The organism is Ruegeria sp. SCP11, from assembly GCF_040329455.1.
Classification (GTDB): Bacteria; Pseudomonadota; Alphaproteobacteria; order Rhodobacterales; family Rhodobacteraceae; genus Ruegeria; species Ruegeria atlantica_E.
The window spans coordinates 13804-32653 of the sequence record NZ_JBDZYG010000016.1 but is presented as its reverse complement, the minus strand read 5'-3'; the positions used below and the strand labels follow the sequence as shown (position 1 = coordinate 32653).

The following is an 18850-nucleotide window of genomic DNA, read 5'->3' as shown; positions in this document are numbered from 1 at the left end:
ATGACTCGCATGCTCTTCCCCGCCCTGATACTCGCAAGCCCTGCAGCCGCCCATACCGGCACCCATGTTCACGCGCATGGCACCGACTACGCCAACTTGGGCGTTGGTCTGGCGCTGGTGGCACTGGCCGTGGTTACTCTGATCGCAAAGCTGCCGAAATGATCCCAGGAGAAATCTTCCCGGCAGACGGAATGCTGACGCTCAATGCCGGGCGCAGCGGGAGGCTCGTGATGGTGGCTAACACCGGCGACCGCCCTGTGCAGGTCGGCAGTCACTACCACTTTGCCGAGGCCAATCCGGCGCTGGAATTCGATCGCTATGCGGCCTTGGGAATGCGTCTGGATATTCCAGCCGGAACCGCCGTTCGCTTTGAGCCGGGGCAGATGCGCGAAGTCATACTCGTGCCTTATGGCGGACGACGTCACATTTACGGCTTCAACAAGCATATCATGGGGGCTCTGAAAAATGCCGGGCAAGATCAGTCGGAGTGACTATGCCGCAATGTTCGGTCCGACCGTGGGTGACAAAGTGCGCCTGGCCGACACGGACCTGATCATCGAGGTGGAAAGAGACCTGATCGTTGATCGTGCAACCGCTGCCTGGTTCAGCGAAACGGGCCATCGCGAAGACGTTTATGGTGAAGAGGTCAAGTTCGGCGGCGGCAAGGTCATCCGCGACGGAATGGGGCAGTCTCAGGCCACACGCGCAGAGGGGGCCGTGGATACGGTTATCACCAACGCGCTGATCGTGGATCACTCGGGCATCTACAAAGCGGATGTGGGTCTGAAAGACGGGCGCATTGCCAAGATCGGCAAGGCCGGAAACCCTGACACTCAGCCCGGCGTGGATATCATCATCGGCCCGGGCACCGAGATCATTGCAGGTGAGGGGCGCATCCTGACCGCTGGCGGGTTCGACAGCCATATCCACTTCATCTGCCCGCAGCAGATCGAGGATGCGCTGCATTCCGGACTAACCACCATGCTGGGCGGTGGCACCGGTCCGGCGCATGGGACTCTGGCCACCACCTGCACGCCCGGCCCTTGGCATATCGGGCGGATGTTGCAGGCGGCGGATGCCTTCCCGATGAATCTGGCCTTTGCAGGCAAGGGCAACGCCTCGCTGCCCGCCGCGCTGGAGGAACAGGTCAAGGCCGGGGCCTGCGCCCTGAAACTGCACGAGGATTGGGGCACCACCCCTGCCGCCATCGACTGCTGCCTTTCGGTGGCCGACGCGATGGACGTACAGGTGATGATCCACACCGACACGCTGAACGAATCCGGCTTCGTCGAAAACACCGTGGCCGCCATGAAAGGCCGCACCATTCACGCATTTCACACCGAAGGCGCGGGCGGCGGGCACGCCCCCGACATCATCAAAATCTGCGGCGAGAACCACGTTCTGCCCTCCTCGACCAACCCGACACGGCCTTTCACCGTGAACACGGTCGAAGAGCATCTGGATATGCTGATGGTCTGTCACCACCTCGACAAATCCATACCCGAGGACGTGGCCTTTGCCGAAAGCCGCATCCGGCGTGAAACCATCGCCGCCGAGGACATCCTGCACGACATGGGCGCATTCAGTATCATTGCGTCCGACAGTCAGGCCATGGGCCGGGTCGGAGAGGTTTTGATCCGTACCTGGCAAACCGCCGACAAGATGAAGAAACAACGGGGGCGTTTAGCTGAGGAAACCGGCGACAACGACAACCTGCGCGTTCGCCGCTATATCGCGAAATACACCATCAACCCGGCCATAGCCCACGGCCTCAGTCATCAGATCGGCAGTATCGAGGAAGGCAAGCGCGCCGATCTGGTTCTTTGGAACCCTGCATTTTTTGGCGTAAAGCCTGAGATGGTTCTGCTGGGGGGCACTATTGCTTGCGCGCAGATGGGCGATCCAAATGCCTCGATTCCGACTCCACAGCCGGTTTACAGCCGCCCAATGTTCGGGGCCTATGGCCGCTCGGTCGAACATTCAGCGATCACTTTTGTCTCCGAAGCTGCGCAGGCGGAGGGGATCGGTGATACTCTGGGACTGGCGAAACAGACTGTCGCCGTTCAAAACACACGCAATATCGGCAAGCACGACCTGCTGCTCAACGACGCGACTCCTGAGATCGACGTCGACCCCGAAACGTACGAAGTCCGAGCAGACGGCGAATTGCTCACCTGCCAACCCGCCGAAGTGCTGCCGATGGCGCAGCGCTACTTCATGTTCTGAGATTTAAGGAGGCCCCGATGACCACCGCGATCAAAACCGCCCGCATCTATCACGACCACCATCATTCTCAGGCACACGCCCAGGTTTCGCTGGACTATGACGGGCGGTTCCTACGCCGCAAGATGTTGGCAACCGACGACGGAGAGGCTTTTCTGGTCGATCTGGCGCAAACCAAATCGCTGGACCATGGCGGTATTTTGGTCCTGGAAGACGGCCGCGAGATCGAGATCATTGCGGCACCCGAAGACCTGCTGGAAGTGACCGGCGACAACCTGCTTCGGCTGGCTTGGCATATCGGCAACCGCCACACCCCCTGTCAGATCGAAGAGGACAGGCTGTTAATTCAGCACGATCACGTCATCCGCGATATGCTTGAGAAGCTCGGGGCAGAAATCCGGGAAACCGTCGAGCCCTTCACCCCTGAAGGCGGCGCTTATGGCCACGGCAGGACTCATGGCCACGCCCACTGACGCGGATATTCTGACGCTGACGCAATGGCTGTCGCCTGCCTACCCGGTGGGAGGTTTCGCCTATTCGCACGGGCTGGAATGGGCGATTGAACGTGGCGCAGTTACCAGCGCGACGAATACCGGCGAATGGATTGCTGATGTGATCGAACATGGTTCGGGTCGCAACGATTGCGTATTCTTGGCCATGGCCTACCGGGCGGACACGCCCGAGGCACTGACGGAAGCCGATCAGACTGCGCGCGCATTCAGCGCCTCGTCCGAGCGGTTGTTGGAAACGCACCTGTTGGGTGAGGCATTTTGCAGTGTCACCTCTGACGTCTGGTCGCTGGAGATGAGCACCCTGACCTACCCGGTTGCTGTTGGCCATGCCGCAGCCACCCGGTCCCTTCCCCTTGGCCTGACAGCGCAAATGTACCTACAGGCGTTCATGGCCAACCTGGTGGCATGCGCAACCCGTCTGGTGCCGCTGGGCCAGACCGACGGGCAGCGACTGATCCGCAATTTGACGCCTCTGAGCCAGCGCGTAGCAACTGACGCGATCAAGGCCGGGCTGGACGATCTGGGATCGACCGCCTTCCTGCCTGACATCGCGTCGATGAAACATGAAACTCAATACTCAAGGATATTCCGAACATGAGCAGCATGAACGGTCCTCTGCGCGTGGGCATCGGCGGCCCGGTGGGCGCTGGCAAAACCACTCTGACCGCCGCCTTGTCCGAGGCGCTCCGTGACAAGGTCTCAGTCGGGGTGATTACCAACGACATTTACACGCGGGAGGACGCCGAGGCATTGATGCGCATGCAGATTCTGCCGCAGGACCGGATCATCGGCGTGGAAACCGGCGGCTGCCCGCACACGGCAATCCGCGAAGATGCCTCGATCAATCTGGCCGCCGTGGCCGAGATGCAGGCCCGCCACCCGGATGTCGAAGTTGTGCTGATCGAAAGCGGTGGCGACAACCTGTCGGCCACGTTCAGCCCCGAACTTGCCGATCTCACGCTATACGTCATCGACGTCGCAGCGGGCGAGGAAATACCCCGCAAAGGTGGCCCGGCGATTACAAAATCCGACGTGCTAATCATCAACAAAACCGATCTGGCACCGCATGTCGGCGCTTCGCTTGAGGTGATGGACCGCGACGCTACCAGAATGCGCAAAGACCGACCTTTTGTATTCGCTTCGCTACGGCAAAAACAGGGGGTGGACGAAATCGTGTCCCTTCTGGCACAGATCGGCGGGCTGAACGTCAACGACACGTTAGAGGTGTAGCCCTGCCGGCCGTCCAACGCTCATATGTCCAGCAGGTGTCGACCAACCGTTTTGGGCTGCCCGAATTGTCGAACTAGGCTGTGGTCCTTTGCCGCTCAGATTGAGGGAGCTGTCTGTGAGCGCGTTGACTGAACGGCTTTCCGAACTGAGGCAGTCGCCAGCATTCGCAGCAAATGCATCCGCATTGGGGAAAAAACTATCAGAAGAAGACGGTGTGACCGTTGCTGTCGGTTTGATTGAAGAACATTTTTGCCACTAACAAATCTGACCGCTAGCCCGCCGACAGGATAATGAAGGTGCACCAACCTCCGCTTTCTTCAAGGGTGAAAATCTGCTGACATCCGACGAAGGTGTCGCCAGCGTGTTACTGCTCCAACACTAACGCAGCCCTCGAGCGAACTTGAGAGTGGAGCAGTGTGGGACCCAAAAAAACCAATAATGTTTCTTTTTGATCTATGGCTCGAAATGCCATTGCTTTTGGCTATACAAGGCATTTTTCTTTTTTCATGTTGTTGCCCAGTTTCAAAGAACTAAAGCAAGGACTGCCGAGTGATCTCGTGCGGTATTTGTTGTCTTTCTTAATTTTCCACATCACCTCGGGACCTTCAGCGGCACAATCCCTGGACGATGGGAATGGCTTTGACGTGCGCGAAAATATCAAAGGTGCGCTCGCAATTTTGGGAATTTCGGCTGCGCCAAATGAATCGGCCAGCGTTCTCTTATTGGATAAAAACGCCGCGAATGGAGACGACTATGACCTAAGGGGCGGTCAAATCGGGGGCGGTTTTCGAATTTCAAAAAGCGTTCCAGTTTATTTGGAAGGGTATTTTGGATTTTCCAACTATGATCCCGTGTTTTTGTTGTCTGGGAGCAGTACACGCACGGACATAGAGTCCTATTGGACTAGCATTGCTGCCACGGGAGGGGTCGGTTGGCAATTTGATATTAGCGAGAATTGGAAAATTCGCCCCATGGTCAATTTTTCAATTGGGCGAGTCCAAAGTGACAGTTCAATAGCAGCCCAAGTTATTAGCAATGCCTTGGAAGAAGATCTGGATTTTCTTAGTGACGGAGGCATAACCGCATTGGGTTATGGGGGATCCTTGGTTGCCGAGTTCAATCGCCGTTGGGCCAGTGACTATGAACTGGACCTTCGATTCAGACACACTCACATCATTCTGGAGCCGCTGGATACCGATCTTGTTGGGCAGGCTGAGGCCATATCAACCGTCGCGTGGTCGCGGGTCAGAGTGCCGACGCAGTTTACGGCGTTTTCTCAACCTACCAGATGGGTTGGAGAGGCTTCGGTTTCTTATATCCCGGGTGATCAGGGGATCGTCTTGGACAGCGAATGGCTGGCACAACGGGGAGGTGGTGTGGAGCTGGATTACTCCAGAAACGAATTTGCCTGGATCAAAGAATTTCGACTAATGGCCCGCATTGCGAAAGGTGACAATATCAAAGGGTATTCGGCGGGTATTGCCATAAAGTTCTGACTACTTAAGTCTGGTTTCTCTGCCCAAGCGTTCAGCTCGGGAGGGGGAACTTCCGAGCTGAACGAGACCTCCCCCCAGTGTTTGATGCTGAAGCTCTTGCTCTCGGTGAGCAGCATAAGCGTTTGAAACAGCCGTTACCAACACGGCAAGCGTGACAATTGCCGCAATCATCCATCGATGTGTCATCAGTAGCCTCCTTCGATTCAACGTAAGCATCTCCGGTGGCTCTAAGATGGGGTGGAGAAGGAATTGGCGGTAGGAAGTTACATGTTGCTATACAGTAGTTGTGGTTGACACAAATTAGTTCGTGACAGTGCAGGAGAATAGTCGTGGCCGGAAATGTCGACAAAGCGGATATTCTGAAGCAACTGGAACGCATAACGACGTCTGAAGGGTTCCCATGCAGTGCACGGACAAAGACGTTCCTGGAGCACCTTGTTCATCGAGAGCTTGAAGGCCGTGGTGACGAGTTGCGCGGCACTGCATTGGCAATGGACGTCTTTGGAAGAGGCGCTGAATTTGACCCAAATGCTGATCCGGTAGTTCGGATTGAGGCCGTCAAACTGCGAAAAGCATTAGACTATTACTACCTGACGACAGGGAATAACGACCCGGTTTCTATATCTGTCCCCAAGGGGCAGTACCGTCCACTTTTTGAAATAAACTCCCCAAAAACCGAACCGCAAGAGTCGTTCGCAGTGCTCCAAACAGGGCGGCCCGTTCTCGGGATCACTGCCTTTGACGGCTCGGATACGTCTCGCGCGAAGCTTTTCCGTGAGGGCTTTCCAGAAGAACTAGGTCTGGAACTCGCACGTTTTACTCATATCCGGGTTCTGACCGGATATTCAGACAAGAGCCCAGGCGGGTCTCAGGAGCAAGTCCTCCCCCCTTGCGATTATGTTCTGGATGGTTCAGTGCGGGATAATCAAGCCAACTTGCGCCTGATTGTGAGACTAAAACGGACCGTTGACGGGTCTGTTTTGTGGGCCGACCGGCGTGATATCAATCCGGACGTCTCAGGTCATTTCAAAGCCCAAGAAGAAATTGCCAAACAGTGCGCGGCAAAGTTGGCTGACGCGTATGGGGTTGTCGCTACCGATGCCGCGAGTCATCAAACAAACCGCTCGTTAGCCGGGAGTAGTACCTATCAAGCTCTACTGGCCTTTCATGCCCACGTTCGCACCTCTAGATCGGGCAGCTTGCAGCAAATGTTGGATTTGGCGCGTTCAGCAATTCAGAACGATGGTGCCAGCGGACTGGCCCATGCGCTGATGGCCTTGGGATATGTGGAAGAGGTGGCATTAGGCCAAAAACGCCTAAGTGCCATCTTGGAACTGGGGCAAACTCACGCTGAAAAGGCCGTGGCTCTGGAACCTCAATGCCAAGAAGCTCTGTTTGCAGCGGCGATATATGCGCTATTGGCCAGAGACACCCAAAGGTTCAATCGCTTGATGGACGCAGCAATTCAGGTCAATCCCAACAGTGCCTTACTGATTGCGTTGGCTGGCGCTTGGATTGCGCTGGTGGGTGATATCAAGCTTGGCGCGGAAATGGTAAGGCAGGCTTTGGATATCAATCCGCTGTTGCCGATCTGGACAAACATCACACTTTGCTTGGAGCACGTTGAGGACGGAGACTATGCAACGGCCTCAGAAAAAGTCCAGCGGATTGATGCTCGTGAACATGCAGGCGACTGGTTGCTGATAGCAGCCATTCACGGCTTGGCGGATAATACGGAATTGGCAAAGAACGCGCTGTCGAACTTCCCTACTACTCAGTTTTCTCTCGAAGAGTATCTTGATGATCTTCCTTATGCATCTGGCGTGGTGGAGCTGCTGCGGGAAGGCACGAAACGTGCGCGTTCTGTCGAGACCTGATCTTGTTTTCACAACATTGCAGCCGAACAATCACAGCCCATACACCACTTGTTGTCTATTACTAATGAGTACAGTGATTTCTTCACCAACAGAAGATCGGCTCGGGCTGAAAAGCCGAACTGTGAGAATAGGCGCGGCGGGAAATTCTTCCTGAATCTGTCTGGAAACGTGGAATCTTGCAATCCGCATTACAATTGCTTTTCAATTGGCAACCAACCAGAAACCTTGGCAACCAGTTTTCGCCAAAGTCCCGCTGATGGCTCTTGAGATAACGGGGGGTTATTGTTCGAGGTTGTATCTTCCCATTGCAAATTCCCAGCGTCATTAAGTGACACCGAGTAAGTGTAGATCGGTAAGGCCGCATCCAACTGCGCTTTGATTTGTTTCGCAAGACTAGGGCTGCGCACCAACATTCCGATTTCCGAGTTTTGCCGGATGGACCTGGGATCGACATTTGCAGAACCCACAAAAACATAAGTGTCATCAATCAAGGCAATTTTGGTGTGCAGGGTCAGAGGTGTCTCGACGCCCTCTTTCGAGGGCGGCGCCTTGGGTCGAACCTCAGAGAAGTTAACTCCGGCCTGCAACAGTCGTTTACGATAGCGCGCATAATGACCGTGAGTATAGGGGTGGTTGGTTGAGGCAAGAGAATTTGTCACGATCGAAACGTCAATTCCATTTCGGACCAGCCGCTCAAAGTACCCCGCACCGTAGTCCTCTGGAATAAAGTAAGGCGTAACCACAATTACATTTTTTTTGGCGCGCCCCAGACTATTATAAAATGCGTCCCCTACAGAAAATGGTCCGGTGCCGGAGGGAGTGCGAAGCTTCCTGAGGTCATCCGCAACGATATTTACACGGCCATAGTAGATAGGCACCTGACCATTTTTGAGCTGTCTTATGTATTCAGAATCGAGAGCCCGATCGTAAATAGCAACTTCCTGGTCAAGAGCACGGTTCTGAAACTGTTCATACGCCTCGCTCAGAGGAGCAATGTCGCCATCGTGCATGGCGTCAAAGGGCAGAGACCAGGCATCATTCCAATATGTGTCAAAGGTCGCAGACAGTTTCTGAACAGGCTTGCCTGCGACAAAGAGATCGAAATCGGCAAAGTCGTATTGCGTTCCTATACTGAAGTATTCGTCTGCGATGTTTCTGCCGCCCAGAATTGCAAAACTGCCATCCGTGATCATGATCTTGTTATGCATGCGGCGGTTCACACGGGAAAAATCTAACAGGAAATTGACGGCCACAGTGCTATTTCGGGAAAGTGGGTTGAAAACGCGAATTTCCACGTTCGGGTGAGCGTTCAATGACGCGATCTGATCATCGCGTGCAGTTGTGAAAACGTCGTCGAATAACAGCCTGATTTTAACGCCACGCTCTGCTGCGGAATACAGGGCCAGCCACATTAATGAACCGGCTAGATCGGGTTTGATCAGAAACGTTTGCAAGTCAATTGAGCTTTCCGCTGTTTCGATCATCCGCAGCCGCGCGCCGAGCGCATCATTACCGTCGAACAAGGGGGCCATCGCCAGTACTTGGCTATCGTGGCCCGTGAGGTCGGAAACAACACGTCCCGCACTGGTCCCTTCAGCAGAAATAGCCCGCGAGCTTTCCTTGGGAGTATCGACCGGAACATAGGTACAGCCACTCATGAACAGAAGTAGACCACACACGACAAAGGCGATTATTGCGGTCTTCATTGGTCCTCCGGTTCGGAAAAAGCTGGTCTCGCCGCGCGTCCAGGATGGATTCGTCATTCTTTGAAAACAACTCAACTCAAAGTCCAGCACGTTAGGATCTTGAAGCTGGGCGCGCGAGTGAGGATAGGTCAGAACACCGGTAAGTCAATCGCCGCACCAAGAGCACGCAGGGTGGCAAGCGTAGGTTTCTTGATGTGACCAGGGTTGCTGTATCGAAGAGGTTCTTTGCTTTCAGTTTGCCGGGCCACGGCCGTTGTCTGGGTTAAGAGATCATTCTGATCTTCGCAATGCTTGTCCTTAATTCAGCAGTTCCAAGTTTGTTAGAATTTCGAACTGCCTCGACCAAGCAATGATTTTTATTTTTTCTTGGGCGGTGGTCCTCGCGAATTTGAGAGGGTGGTCTTGGAGCTTATTTGAGAGGACCTGTCGATACCAGCACTGCGACGATCAACGGAATACTACGCACACTGCAAGAGGAAAGAGTTATACCAAGCGCTCCGTAACTTCTCTCATTCCGACCAAGTTTACGCGATATTTCCCAAACATTCTGTTCTAACCTATCATTTCAGATGAGAACGCCGCGTTATGATGGCAGTTCATCGACAGGTCTTAGTCGATGCGAATAACATTGAGGAACTTTGGCGCTGGTCTTTTGAGGTTATGATTGCAACGTAAAGTGAGAACCAACCAGCGGCATAGTTCGTGTCACTCAAACGCAACCCGCGCTCTATGCGGCCCTAGTTATGATAGAACAAGAGAAAGAGCCTTTTATCGTCGGGGAATGAATAATTGATGCATCTTGTCCGAACGCCTGTGGCACTATCTAGTTAAGCGGTGTCTCTTGCAGGAACCATACCTTTATGTGTCACAATAGACTGAAATTTGTATGAGTAGATACATGATGCAATTCAGTTTTGACATCATCGCCAGGGCATTCGTTTCTGCCTGTACTATGGTGTTGTCCGCTGCGTTGCTTTTGTCGCTGTATTTGGGAGCGGCCAATGCACAGCATCTCACTCACTCGGATCCGTATCAAAACTCAATCGCCATTGCGAGCGATGCAAATGTACATGAAGACGTCCTTGCTCGGCATGTGGTTGCATTGGGTGTAGATGATCTCACAGATCTTGCAGATATCTGGCAGCGCCGCGTCCAAACCAACCTGTCGAAAATGGCTGATGGTTTAACGCGGCTGAAAACTGTGGCAGATGATCAAGTTCCCGAACTCGTCGCCGAGATCAAGGCAATAAACCGACAAAACATCGGTGATTTTCAGAACTATATCGTCGTGGTCAACGCTTTGGGGCGCAAAGACGGACCAGAAGAAGAATTGAAGAAGCATGAAGGCTTCATAAAGGGGTTTGTTGGCGAACTTATGTTGTCATACCAGTGGTCCGCAATCGCTCATCTTTCATGGGATTGGTTGCGGTCTGGTAGGGGTGGGCTAAGGGCACTTAGCGGGATTATCCGGTCTGTTTTAATCCTCGGTGCTGCAATTCTCCTCGGGGGAGCTCTAAAACGACTTTCTAGCCAATGGTTGCGTAAGCGCGATGAAGAGCATCAAATTGCTGCCGTTGTAATCCCGAATGTTATTCGATGGAGCGTTATTGCTCTTGGTTTGCTCTTCGCCATGTGGGGACTCGGTGTAAATATAGGTGTCACGACGGCCATTATCGGTGGTATCGGATTTCTTATCGCCTTCATGATGCAGAACCTATTTCAAAGTGTGATAGGTGGTTTTCTGCTTCAAACGACGAACCCGTATTCAAAGGGTGATATTATTTCAATTGACCAAACCATCGGAACTGTCGTCGACGTTAATGTGATTTCTACAAAGCTGAGAACATTCGACAATCGTTTGGTCCAAATTCCAAACCAGTCGATCTGGCAGGGCTCCATGGAAAACCTTACCAAGTATCGTGTTCGGCGCGTCGATCTTGTTTTTGGCATTGGATACAAAGATGATATCGAGCGCGCGAAGGCGATCCTTGCCGAGATGGTGGCCGCTGACGAGCGTTGCCTGAAGAGCCCGGAAGCGCGCATTTTCGTCGGTGAGTTAGGACCCTCTTCTGTGAACATCTTTTGCAGACCGTGGGTGCGTACCGATGACTACTGGGATGTGATGTGGGACTTTACAGAGACCGGTAAGACCCTCTTGCAGAATGAAGGTATCTTTATCGCGTATCCGCAAATGGACGTACATGTACACACCAACGAGGTGGTTTCTCCTGACAGTTGAAACTGTGCTGTGCCGAATTGCTTTTACCAACGAAAAAGCGCTGTTTTGACCGTTGAATTATTAACCATATGCCTCATCTGCACCTATTTGTTTGCAGAAATGCCAGACGGATGAGAGCAACCGGTTCCTCGAATGGTGAATACAACCAACAACGGCAATGGGAGAAATTAACCTGAGGCTCACATTGGGTTTCGCGTGATCGCCGAAAACGTGGTGAAGGCGGAGCTTCACAAAATGCATGTCAAAAAAGTCAATCTCAATCAACAACCTCCGACACATTGACCAATCACAAGCACCTCGGTGTATGGTGGAATGCGTATGCAAATCGCCGCAGCTGGAAACATCAAGATAGCTGATTGACTATTGGGGTGAAGTAAACTCCTCGGGGACCTTCAAACTGGATTGGATTAATGCCCACTTCTACACCAAAAGGTAAAACCCCAAGGTTGGTTTCGACTATCAGTATGGCGTTGATCGGGGCAAGCTTATTTCTGTTGTTCCTGTCTCGCGATCTTTCGGAAGGTTTGCAAGATGAATGGGCAAGGGAGAACTGGGGACTTGTTGTTCGTTACGTTATCGCAATGTTGCTGGGCGGTGCGATAATGGGCTATCTGCTTGCTTCCATGTTTGGTCATGCTGGTTTGGGCGGGTGGATTTGGGCCTTCATAGGAGGGCTACTATCAACTTTGGTTGCGGGGGCCTGTGGAAGCCTCATCGGGTTGCTACCCGATCTACTTGCGGACGGATGGCAAGCGAAAGACTTAGTGGCCATTCTGTTTGGATTTCTGGTTTTACCAATTGCCGCCGCCGAAAAACTTGGCTCATCCGTGATTTGGCTGGCAGCTGTGGCAGCGACACATGTGTTGTCAAAGTATGTACGCTCAAAGCTTAGGAAGCGTGTTTGAGCTGCCCCAAACCACTTAACTGAACTCTCGCAGCCAGGGTCGGAATAGCAATATCAGTTGGATTGGGCGGAAACCGCCCGACAGGTTTAGGCTATATCCTTGCTTGGGGTTCCTGTCGGGCGATCAACTGGTTCAGGCTTGGTATCGTCAACCAGGGTCTGTCCGCTCAAGCCTGGAGCATATGGCCAAGCTCTGGCTGACCTACGCCTCTAACTACCAAATGCTCCCCTTTAACCTGAGCAAGGGCATCGACTAGCATCGAGTCCGCATTTTCACTAGCGTCGAGCAAGTAGTCCGTTACCTGGGGCAAAGCGCCATTCCATCTTGGGCAAGCCAGCGCAAACTGAGCGAAAAAGTTGGCGAGGAACTTAAACAGCCGTTCCGGACTCGTTTCTCTGGATTCTCGGGCCGCCCACAGTAGAGTTTCCCACATAGCGTTTTCAAACGCGACCTGTGCTGTGTTGGATCCTTGAAAGTCAATCCAGATTTGGTTTTCGCGGGCAAGCCTCAGTTCTGATACCTTCAGCACAAGGTTGTGTGCAGCAGCAGTGGTCGAAGGGTATTGATCCCTTAAGATTTTCAGAAGTTCAAATTGTGACATTTGTCTCTCCCGTTTCCGTTTTCACAAAACAGAAATGTGAAAGAGCGACTGCAAACAGCAGGTTTCCTACTGTAGTGTAACTGTAAATTACAGAGACATGATTGCAGGAAAGCCGGACATCTTTTTCCAGCCAACTATCAATTAATATGAAAACCTGTTTAGTTCTCAGCTCGGACTGCATCACATTGAGAAAGCCATTGCAGGATAACTCCGCCAAAAATACAGAGTACATTCGCTGTGTGGAGAGTCAGGGCACCGAAAATTTGCAGAGAAACGAAAGGTAGATAGACTGGTCTAGTAAGGCTCTAAAAATAGAAAAGAAGCTCTCCGAAGGGAGGATAAAACCTGAGGTTTAGGCCAATGTCTACCGTGTCTGTCAGCCTATACCTTTCGTGGAACGTGGAAACAGGCAAAAGAAAAAACGCCGAGGTTTCCCAGATACGTAAGTGACCGACAGAACGGGGCAGAGAATGAGTGACATTTGGGTTGTTGGAATACCTATTTTGTTGGTGGACGTAGTCAGCCCAGTCCTCCTGGCTGCAACGGCTTTTGCCCTGACAGGGAGCCGGCCAATTGCAAATAGTTGCGCGCTTATCTTAGGCCATACAATTGCGTACTTTGTGATGGGGGTCCTGATCGTTTACGGGCTTGCGGAACTGCTAGCTCCAGTGGTGGATTTTGTCGTCACGGGGTTCGTGAATCCAACGCGTATCAATTTCGTAATTGGCTTTCTTCTCGGCTTAGTTTTGCTCGGCCTCGCTTCTAGGGTGAGTACAAGTGCGGAAATGGAAAAACAGTCTGCCCGGTCCGAGGCGAGCCAACAGAAGGAAGGTGTGCTGCCGTCCGTAGTAATGGGGGCGACCCTGTGTATCGTAGGGATGCCATTCGCTGTACCCTATCTCGGCTTCATAAATGAGATGTTCCGATTCAACGTACAGTCGAAACCTTTGGGTTTGCTGGTCTACAACCTCTTCTACGCGCTGCCTTATTTTCTGATTCCAGTTGCATATGCTGTCACTGGCAAGGCAATTGTAGATCGACTAAGCGCGCTCAATCAGTTCATTAGCACTACCGCGGCGTGGCTTGTCCCACTCTTGTTTGGAGTCTTGGGATTGGCTTTCATTGTCGACGCAATCAAGTATTTCCTTACCGGGTCTGGATTGGTTTGAATTCAAACGCATTGTTCGGAAACGAACTTGTGGCATTTAGGCACCTGTTTTCACGCCGATACGTTACTTGTGAACAAACAAACCCAATCCAATCCGGCAATGACGTTTACTCTAAATAGTGGAACAATTGGGCGCTGATTTACCAACAACACAAGTCTTCTTGCGTGAGCGACACTGAACTTTTGACGATACGTCGCACAGAACCTCGCAGCGCTAGCAATACGTTAGTAGTTTAACTGTATAGGGAAATGAATGGGCGTTAGTGCATCAGCTGGTTTGTCCGCGGCCTTGAGGGCATTGGCACTCTTGGCTGGCACACTGGTCTGCAGCATTGCGACAGCCCAATTTCCTATCGCAGGAAACTATGGGCTAGGGGCTGGACTTGGACAGACCTCTGCCATTCTGCCGCCACAAGGGACCAGAGTGATCGAAAACGGATGGATAAATTATGACATCCAACGATACGTCGATGACAACGGAAACGATATCGGCGCACCTACTTCGACAGTGAACGCGGCACGACTGACCTTCCGCTACGTTTTTCGCGACGTCAAACTGCTGGGTGCCGATTATTCGGCGGGGGTAGTCCTTACATACAGAAATCAGGTCTTGCGGCCAGAGCCTGGGCTGGGACAAGGATATCATCTAGGCGACACGGTTGTGACGCCTGTTGCTCTGGGCTGGCATCACGAAAACTGGCATTTTCAAACATCATATACATTGTGGACTCCAACCGGAGAATTTGAAGCCGGAGGATATCCCAATACCGACAAGCGGCTGTGGAGCCATATGCTTTTCGCTGGTACGATCGGGAAGCAAAACGCCGATCTGCCTTGGGCAGCGACGTTTCAAGCAAGGTGCGAGAAATTCGGACGTCAGGAGACCACTGACATACGCCCCGGTGACGTTTTTTCTTTGGAGCCTGCCTTCGGTAAAGAAGTCGCCCGAGCCATTAACCTGGGGCTGTTGGCGGCTCGTTCAGTTCAAGTTTCTAGAAAAAGTGGTACGCCCGGAGGCGACCCTTCGAAGTACGAGATCAACCTGGTTGAACCTTACGGCATATGGAAGCCTGAAGGTCTTCCAGGCGCTCAGATCGCTCTGAGGTTGGGGAAGGGGTTTGACAATCGAAACACCACCTAAGGTGTTGCGACCCTTTTGTCGCTTGCCTACGCATTTTAGAAAGAGCGTATGGACGCGTGCAGTGCGCCAAGTACGTGATCAGTTAATACTGAACGCGACGCAAGTTTGCTTGTCGATTGGAATTCTAGGTTTTGCATCTGCCTCGACAGCGCAATCCGTTAACCCGGATGCATCTGAGGCAGCTGCGCGTGCGGCGCTTGCGGTCTTGAGTATTGCCGCGACGCCAAATGAGACGCTGTCTTCGTTTTCGTTTTTAAGGGCATCAGGCGACACCAACAGTCTGCGATCAACTCAGCTTCGGGGTGGTATCAGTCCTCTTGAAAATGGTCTCTATCTTGAAGGGCTTGTGGCTTATCAGGTGTACAACCCTGTTGTTTTCTTTCCCGACATCGCACCTGGCGTCGACGTGGACGTGACTTGGGCGAGTGTTGCAGCCACCTTGGGAATAGGCTGGGAGTTTCCTTTGGGCAAAGACTGGCACTTTCGTCCTGTCGGTCACTTATCGCTCGGCCATGTTTCGGCAGACGCTTCGATCATAGACTTCCCAATTTTTCCAGCCCGTTCAGGACCGACTGGCCCAATTGATGGTGATTTGAATGCACTGGGTGTCGGTGCGTCTGTCGGGGTCTATCGCGAAGCCAGGTATGGTCCGTGGCAGGCTGAATACCGGTTTCGCCAAACCTTCCTTAAGTTTCATCCAATTGATGAACCACAAGCTGGGGACGCCGAGGCAAATTCCAACCAGACAACATTTTTTTCGCGCTATCGCTATCCCTTGAAAGATGTGGAACTCTTCAATCTGTCGACCCAACTTGTGCTGGATGCCGGCTTGGTATTTTACCACGGAGATGCCGCTGAGGTTCTGGATACGGATTGGCTGGCAACTGCAGGCGTTGGTGTCGAGTTTGACACAAGCCGAATTGGTATTCCTGCGGTCAAAGCAGGGCGCATAATGCTGAACGGTGTAGTTGCAGAAGATTTCGACGGGTTTTCTATAGGCTTTGGTCTCAGATTTTAGTGCTGTATGCAGCGGTTATCTGACCAAGACCCCAAGTCATCATCAAAATTTGAAAGTCACAGCAATCAAGCCTCGATCACTTACGGGCGTACACAGTTTCGCCTCGCTTTGGCTGAAAAAGAAAAACTTTTGGCGCTAATTCAAATGAGTGAATGCACGATCACATCCAATATTGAATGACAGTGCCACGCAAGGTGCTTTGCAAGTTACAGAGATAGAATTGGAGCGTCAGTCATGAAGACCGAAGCAGTCAGTGCCGTCGAAGTAATCAACATGCATTTAAACAGACACTACGAAGCCGATCAGCGCGCAGATGCTGTTGTTGAAATGCTTCTTGAAAATGAAATCTCCAGCGCGGATTTCTGGCCCTTGCTGCAGGGTTTGTGGAGTGGGTTTGAAAAAATTGACCACACCATGTTCGTTCACGCAATGGACGCAGAAAAACGAAAATCACATTGGATTCCCTCGGCCGAGTGGCATCAGCTTCCCAGAGAAATCTCGGTTTTCCGCGGTCAAAGCCTGGGAAAAGAAGTTGGTTTGTCTTGGACGACAAACTTTGATACAGCATTGGAGTATGCAATTGGATGTCATGGTTTGACAGCCAAAACTCCGATCATCCTTGAAACTAGAATCCCCAAAAGTGCTGTCGCAATGGTGATCGAAAAAGGTGAACCAAATGAACTTGTCTTGTGGAAAGCACCATTGATTTCGGACTGCGTAATCACCCAGATATCGTCAGTCGCGCACTAGTGAAGCAGAAGCGTATCTCGGGCGTGATTCAATTGCGAAGGTAGAAATCAGGGCGTCACGTCGGCTTAGTTTTGTCTTTGAAATTCACGCGGTGTTAAATCGGTCCAACGCTTGAACGCAGTGGAAAATGCGGGCTGATCGGCAAAACCCAGGTAGAATGCAACTTCTCCGATGCCGAACCCGTCCTTGAGATACGTCTTCGCAAGATCACACCTTATGTTACTAACAATATTACGAAAACTCAGGCCTTCTTCATTGAGGCGTCGCGACAATGATCGAGTGCTGAGCCCGAGACTTGCGGCCACTTCTTGCACACTAGGAATTTGCCCGGGTAGCGCGTTCAACAACAATGATTCAACCTTGCTACAAGTACTGGGCGCGCACCCGGCTCTTTCATTCAAAAGTTTGTCGCCGTAGTCGGCCAAGTGTTCTTGGAGGGCTGGGTCATAGCTTGGTATTGGGAGATCAAGAGATGATAGCGAAAGGATGAGTTCAGTCTTCTCGGAATCAAAGGAAACGACGCATCCAGCGGCTTTCTGAATCTCGGGTCCCGCTGATCTGACCATATGTTGGAACCGAATCTCCAGAGGATGGACAGGAGCATTCGTAACCACACGCATTAATGATATTGCCGAGAAAACAAGAAACTCTGTCCGACGATGGTATTTGACGAGCCCTCCATCAGTAATTTGCATCTGAAGCGAAGCATGATTTCCCGACAAAACAAGGCTGTAGTCGATAGTATCATCAACCAACGCGCCATAATGCGCTGCGTTTTCAACGGCTTCCTTTAGATTTCGGGAATATTTTGCAATGTACCAGACGATGTCGCGGGGTGAGTTAAATGCCAAACCGGCCATCGTGGCAAATGCCGGGTTGTTCAGATGGTCACAAGCCAAACGAACAAATTGACCTTCTTTATACGGGTCAATCTGACCAGCAGTCTCTTTCAGGTCACTGCGTGTTAAACCAGATCCCTTTAGGACATCATTGAATACACGGCCATCTGACACGTATTCTTCAAACCTTCGGGCAAAGTGCCTTAGCCACGTGTTGTCGACGCCCATGAGCTGTTCCTGTAAAAAAGCTAAGCAGTTCTGATGCGGGGTTCTTTCGGAGCTACGAGTTTCGTTAATTCAACACCAATTTCAGAATCAGCAATAGCAGGGGCCGGAGTTGGTACGAGGCCTTTTGCTACTGGCCTGTTTTTTTCTAGCATAAAGGCAGTGGCTGCCAGAAGAAGGGTGCCTGTCAATTCAACCAGTTTGATTTGCATTGAATCGATCCCAACACATCTAATTCGATGGTCCTTTAGGTTCGGCTGGGCCTTTTCGAAAGGGGCATCATCCATCGCGACATTGACGACATAATTTATATCGGATCACTGTTTTCGAGTGCTACAGGAAAACTCCGCGAACAGGTCTTTAGGGGCGCAGCGAAGCATTGGACGTTGTGTCGAAAAGACTGGCAATCGTTTCGCCTGCATCAGGGTTAGCTAAAACTATGAGATCGTTCTCGACCATTGCATCATAATCGAGAGAATGCCGCCAGCCTGAATGGAGTACATTCACTGTTGTCGTAACGTCGTAATCGGAGATGGTCTTGATCTGAGAAGCTGAAATGATCTCTGGTGCCTTATCACCACCATGAAAGCGTATCGCTGCGACCTCGATAGCTAAAAGCACAGTAAACGTGTCTTCTTCTGACAAGTTTGCAGAAATCTCTGGGGCCATCTCATGCGCGAGCCTGTTCAAGGATTTTAGTGACCAAGAATGATAAGAGACCCCTCGCGTTCCTACGAACGGTCTTGCTTGAACAATGCCTGCCTTTCTGGCAGCCATATCCGCCCTAAAAGCAATCTTGGCTTCGGGGTGGTGTTCAAAAAGAAGAGCCCAAAGCATCGGGTTACCGCAGGCCAAGGATTGCCCTGCCCCACCAAACATTAAACACACGGCCAGTAAAACTCTCAAGACATGCTTCATTT

General features: G+C 52.0%; 20 protein-coding genes. 15 read left to right on the top strand and 5 right to left on the bottom strand.

Going from position 1 to position 18850, the window contains the following annotated elements:
* The 9 genes from ABLN94_RS20345 (at position 1) to ABLN94_RS20305 (ending at position 7338) form a co-directional block, all read left to right on the top strand.
* Positions 1-162, top strand: coding sequence for a peptidase M23 (locus ABLN94_RS20345; protein WP_352995918.1), 162 nt, complete (start codon positions 1-3; stop codon positions 160-162).
* The gene (locus tag ABLN94_RS20340) at positions 159-491 is read left to right on the top strand and encodes an urease subunit beta (protein WP_352995916.1); all 333 of its coding nucleotides are present in this window, start codon (positions 159-161) and stop codon (positions 489-491) included. The genes ABLN94_RS20345 and ABLN94_RS20340 overlap by 4 nt, the downstream gene beginning before the upstream one ends.
* Positions 466-2226 (top strand): urease subunit alpha, encoded by a 1761-nt coding sequence (gene ureC, locus ABLN94_RS20335; protein WP_352995914.1) that lies wholly within the window; start codon positions 466-468, stop codon positions 2224-2226. Before ABLN94_RS20340 ends, ureC begins: the two co-directional genes overlap by 26 nt.
* 17 nt (positions 2227-2243) lie before the next feature.
* Entirely contained in the window at positions 2244-2696 is a 453-nt protein-coding gene (gene ureE, locus ABLN94_RS20330) for an urease accessory protein UreE (RefSeq protein ID WP_352995912.1), read from the top strand.
* Positions 2680-3333, top strand: a complete 654-nt coding sequence (locus ABLN94_RS20325) for an urease accessory protein UreF (protein WP_352995910.1) — start codon at positions 2680-2682, stop codon at positions 3331-3333. The genes ureE and ABLN94_RS20325 overlap by 17 nt, the downstream gene beginning before the upstream one ends.
* Positions 3330-3965, top strand: a complete 636-nt coding sequence (gene ureG, locus ABLN94_RS20320; protein WP_352995908.1) for an urease accessory protein UreG — start codon at positions 3330-3332, stop codon at positions 3963-3965. Before ABLN94_RS20325 ends, ureG begins: the two co-directional genes overlap by 4 nt.
* Positions 3966-4080: 115 nt before the next feature.
* Entirely contained in the window at positions 4081-4224 is a 144-nt protein-coding gene (locus ABLN94_RS20315; RefSeq protein WP_352995906.1) for a hypothetical protein, read from the top strand.
* Between the two features lie 196 nt (positions 4225-4420).
* Positions 4421-5461, top strand: coding sequence for an autotransporter outer membrane beta-barrel domain-containing protein (locus tag ABLN94_RS20310; RefSeq protein WP_352995904.1), 1041 nt, complete (start codon positions 4421-4423; stop codon positions 5459-5461).
* A 329-nt stretch (positions 5462-5790) separates the two neighbouring features.
* Positions 5791-7338, top strand: coding sequence for a hypothetical protein (locus tag ABLN94_RS20305; RefSeq protein WP_352995902.1), 1548 nt, complete (start codon positions 5791-5793; stop codon positions 7336-7338).
* Between the two features lie 188 nt (positions 7339-7526).
* Here the strand turns inward: ABLN94_RS20305 and ABLN94_RS20300 are convergent, their stop codons facing one another.
* Entirely contained in the window at positions 7527-9044 is a 1518-nt protein-coding gene (locus ABLN94_RS20300; RefSeq protein ID WP_352995900.1) for a phospholipase D family protein, read from the bottom strand.
* An 898-nt stretch (positions 9045-9942) separates the two neighbouring features.
* Between ABLN94_RS20300 and ABLN94_RS20295 the strand changes: the two genes are divergently transcribed.
* Both ABLN94_RS20295 and ABLN94_RS20290 read left to right on the top strand, forming a co-directional pair.
* The gene (locus tag ABLN94_RS20295; RefSeq protein WP_352995898.1) at positions 9943-11283 is read left to right on the top strand and encodes a mechanosensitive ion channel family protein; all 1341 of its coding nucleotides are present in this window, start codon (positions 9943-9945) and stop codon (positions 11281-11283) included.
* Between the two features lie 410 nt (positions 11284-11693).
* On the top strand, positions 11694-12188 hold the full coding sequence (locus ABLN94_RS20290; RefSeq protein WP_352995897.1) for a hypothetical protein: 495 nt from the start codon (positions 11694-11696) through the stop codon (positions 12186-12188).
* 166 nt (positions 12189-12354) lie between these two features.
* Here the strand turns inward: ABLN94_RS20290 and ABLN94_RS20285 are convergent, their stop codons facing one another.
* Positions 12355-12789 carry a hypothetical protein gene (locus ABLN94_RS20285; RefSeq protein WP_352995895.1) on the bottom strand — a complete coding sequence of 145 codons (435 nt, stop codon included), beginning with the start codon at positions 12787-12789 and terminating at the stop codon, positions 12355-12357.
* Positions 12790-13259: 470 nt separating this feature from the next.
* Here ABLN94_RS20285 and ABLN94_RS20280 point away from each other — a divergent pair, with 470 nt between their 5' ends.
* From ABLN94_RS20280 to ABLN94_RS20265, 4 genes are all read left to right on the top strand, one after another.
* The gene (locus ABLN94_RS20280) at positions 13260-13958 is read left to right on the top strand and encodes a GAP family protein (protein ID WP_352995893.1); all 699 of its coding nucleotides are present in this window, start codon (positions 13260-13262) and stop codon (positions 13956-13958) included.
* A 252-nt stretch (positions 13959-14210) separates the two neighbouring features.
* On the top strand, positions 14211-15098 hold the full coding sequence (locus ABLN94_RS20275) for a transporter (protein ID WP_352995891.1): 888 nt from the start codon (positions 14211-14213) through the stop codon (positions 15096-15098).
* Positions 15076-16116: a hypothetical protein gene (locus ABLN94_RS20270; RefSeq protein WP_352995889.1), complete on the top strand. Its 1041-nt coding sequence runs from the start codon at positions 15076-15078 to the stop codon at positions 16114-16116. Before ABLN94_RS20275 ends, ABLN94_RS20270 begins: the two co-directional genes overlap by 23 nt.
* A gap of 234 nt (positions 16117-16350) precedes the next feature.
* A complete protein-coding gene (locus tag ABLN94_RS20265) occupies positions 16351-16866 on the top strand; it encodes a hypothetical protein (protein WP_352995887.1) in 516 nt (171 codons plus the stop codon).
* A 65-nt stretch (positions 16867-16931) separates the two neighbouring features.
* Here ABLN94_RS20265 and ABLN94_RS20260 read toward each other — a convergent pair whose 3' ends face one another.
* The 3 genes from ABLN94_RS20260 to ABLN94_RS20250 all read right to left on the bottom strand — a co-directional run bounded on the left by ABLN94_RS20260 (position 16932) and on the right by ABLN94_RS20250 (position 18848).
* The gene (locus ABLN94_RS20260) at positions 16932-17933 is read right to left on the bottom strand and encodes a helix-turn-helix domain-containing protein (RefSeq protein WP_352995886.1); all 1002 of its coding nucleotides are present in this window, start codon (positions 17931-17933) and stop codon (positions 16932-16934) included.
* Between the two features lie 20 nt (positions 17934-17953).
* Positions 17954-18142 carry a hypothetical protein gene (locus ABLN94_RS20255; RefSeq protein WP_352995884.1) on the bottom strand — a complete coding sequence of 63 codons (189 nt, stop codon included), beginning with the start codon at positions 18140-18142 and terminating at the stop codon, positions 17954-17956.
* Positions 18143-18290: 148 nt separating this feature from the next.
* A complete protein-coding gene (locus ABLN94_RS20250; RefSeq protein WP_352995882.1) occupies positions 18291-18848 on the bottom strand; it encodes a hypothetical protein in 558 nt (185 codons plus the stop codon).
* Between the last annotated feature and the right edge of the window lie 2 nt (positions 18849-18850).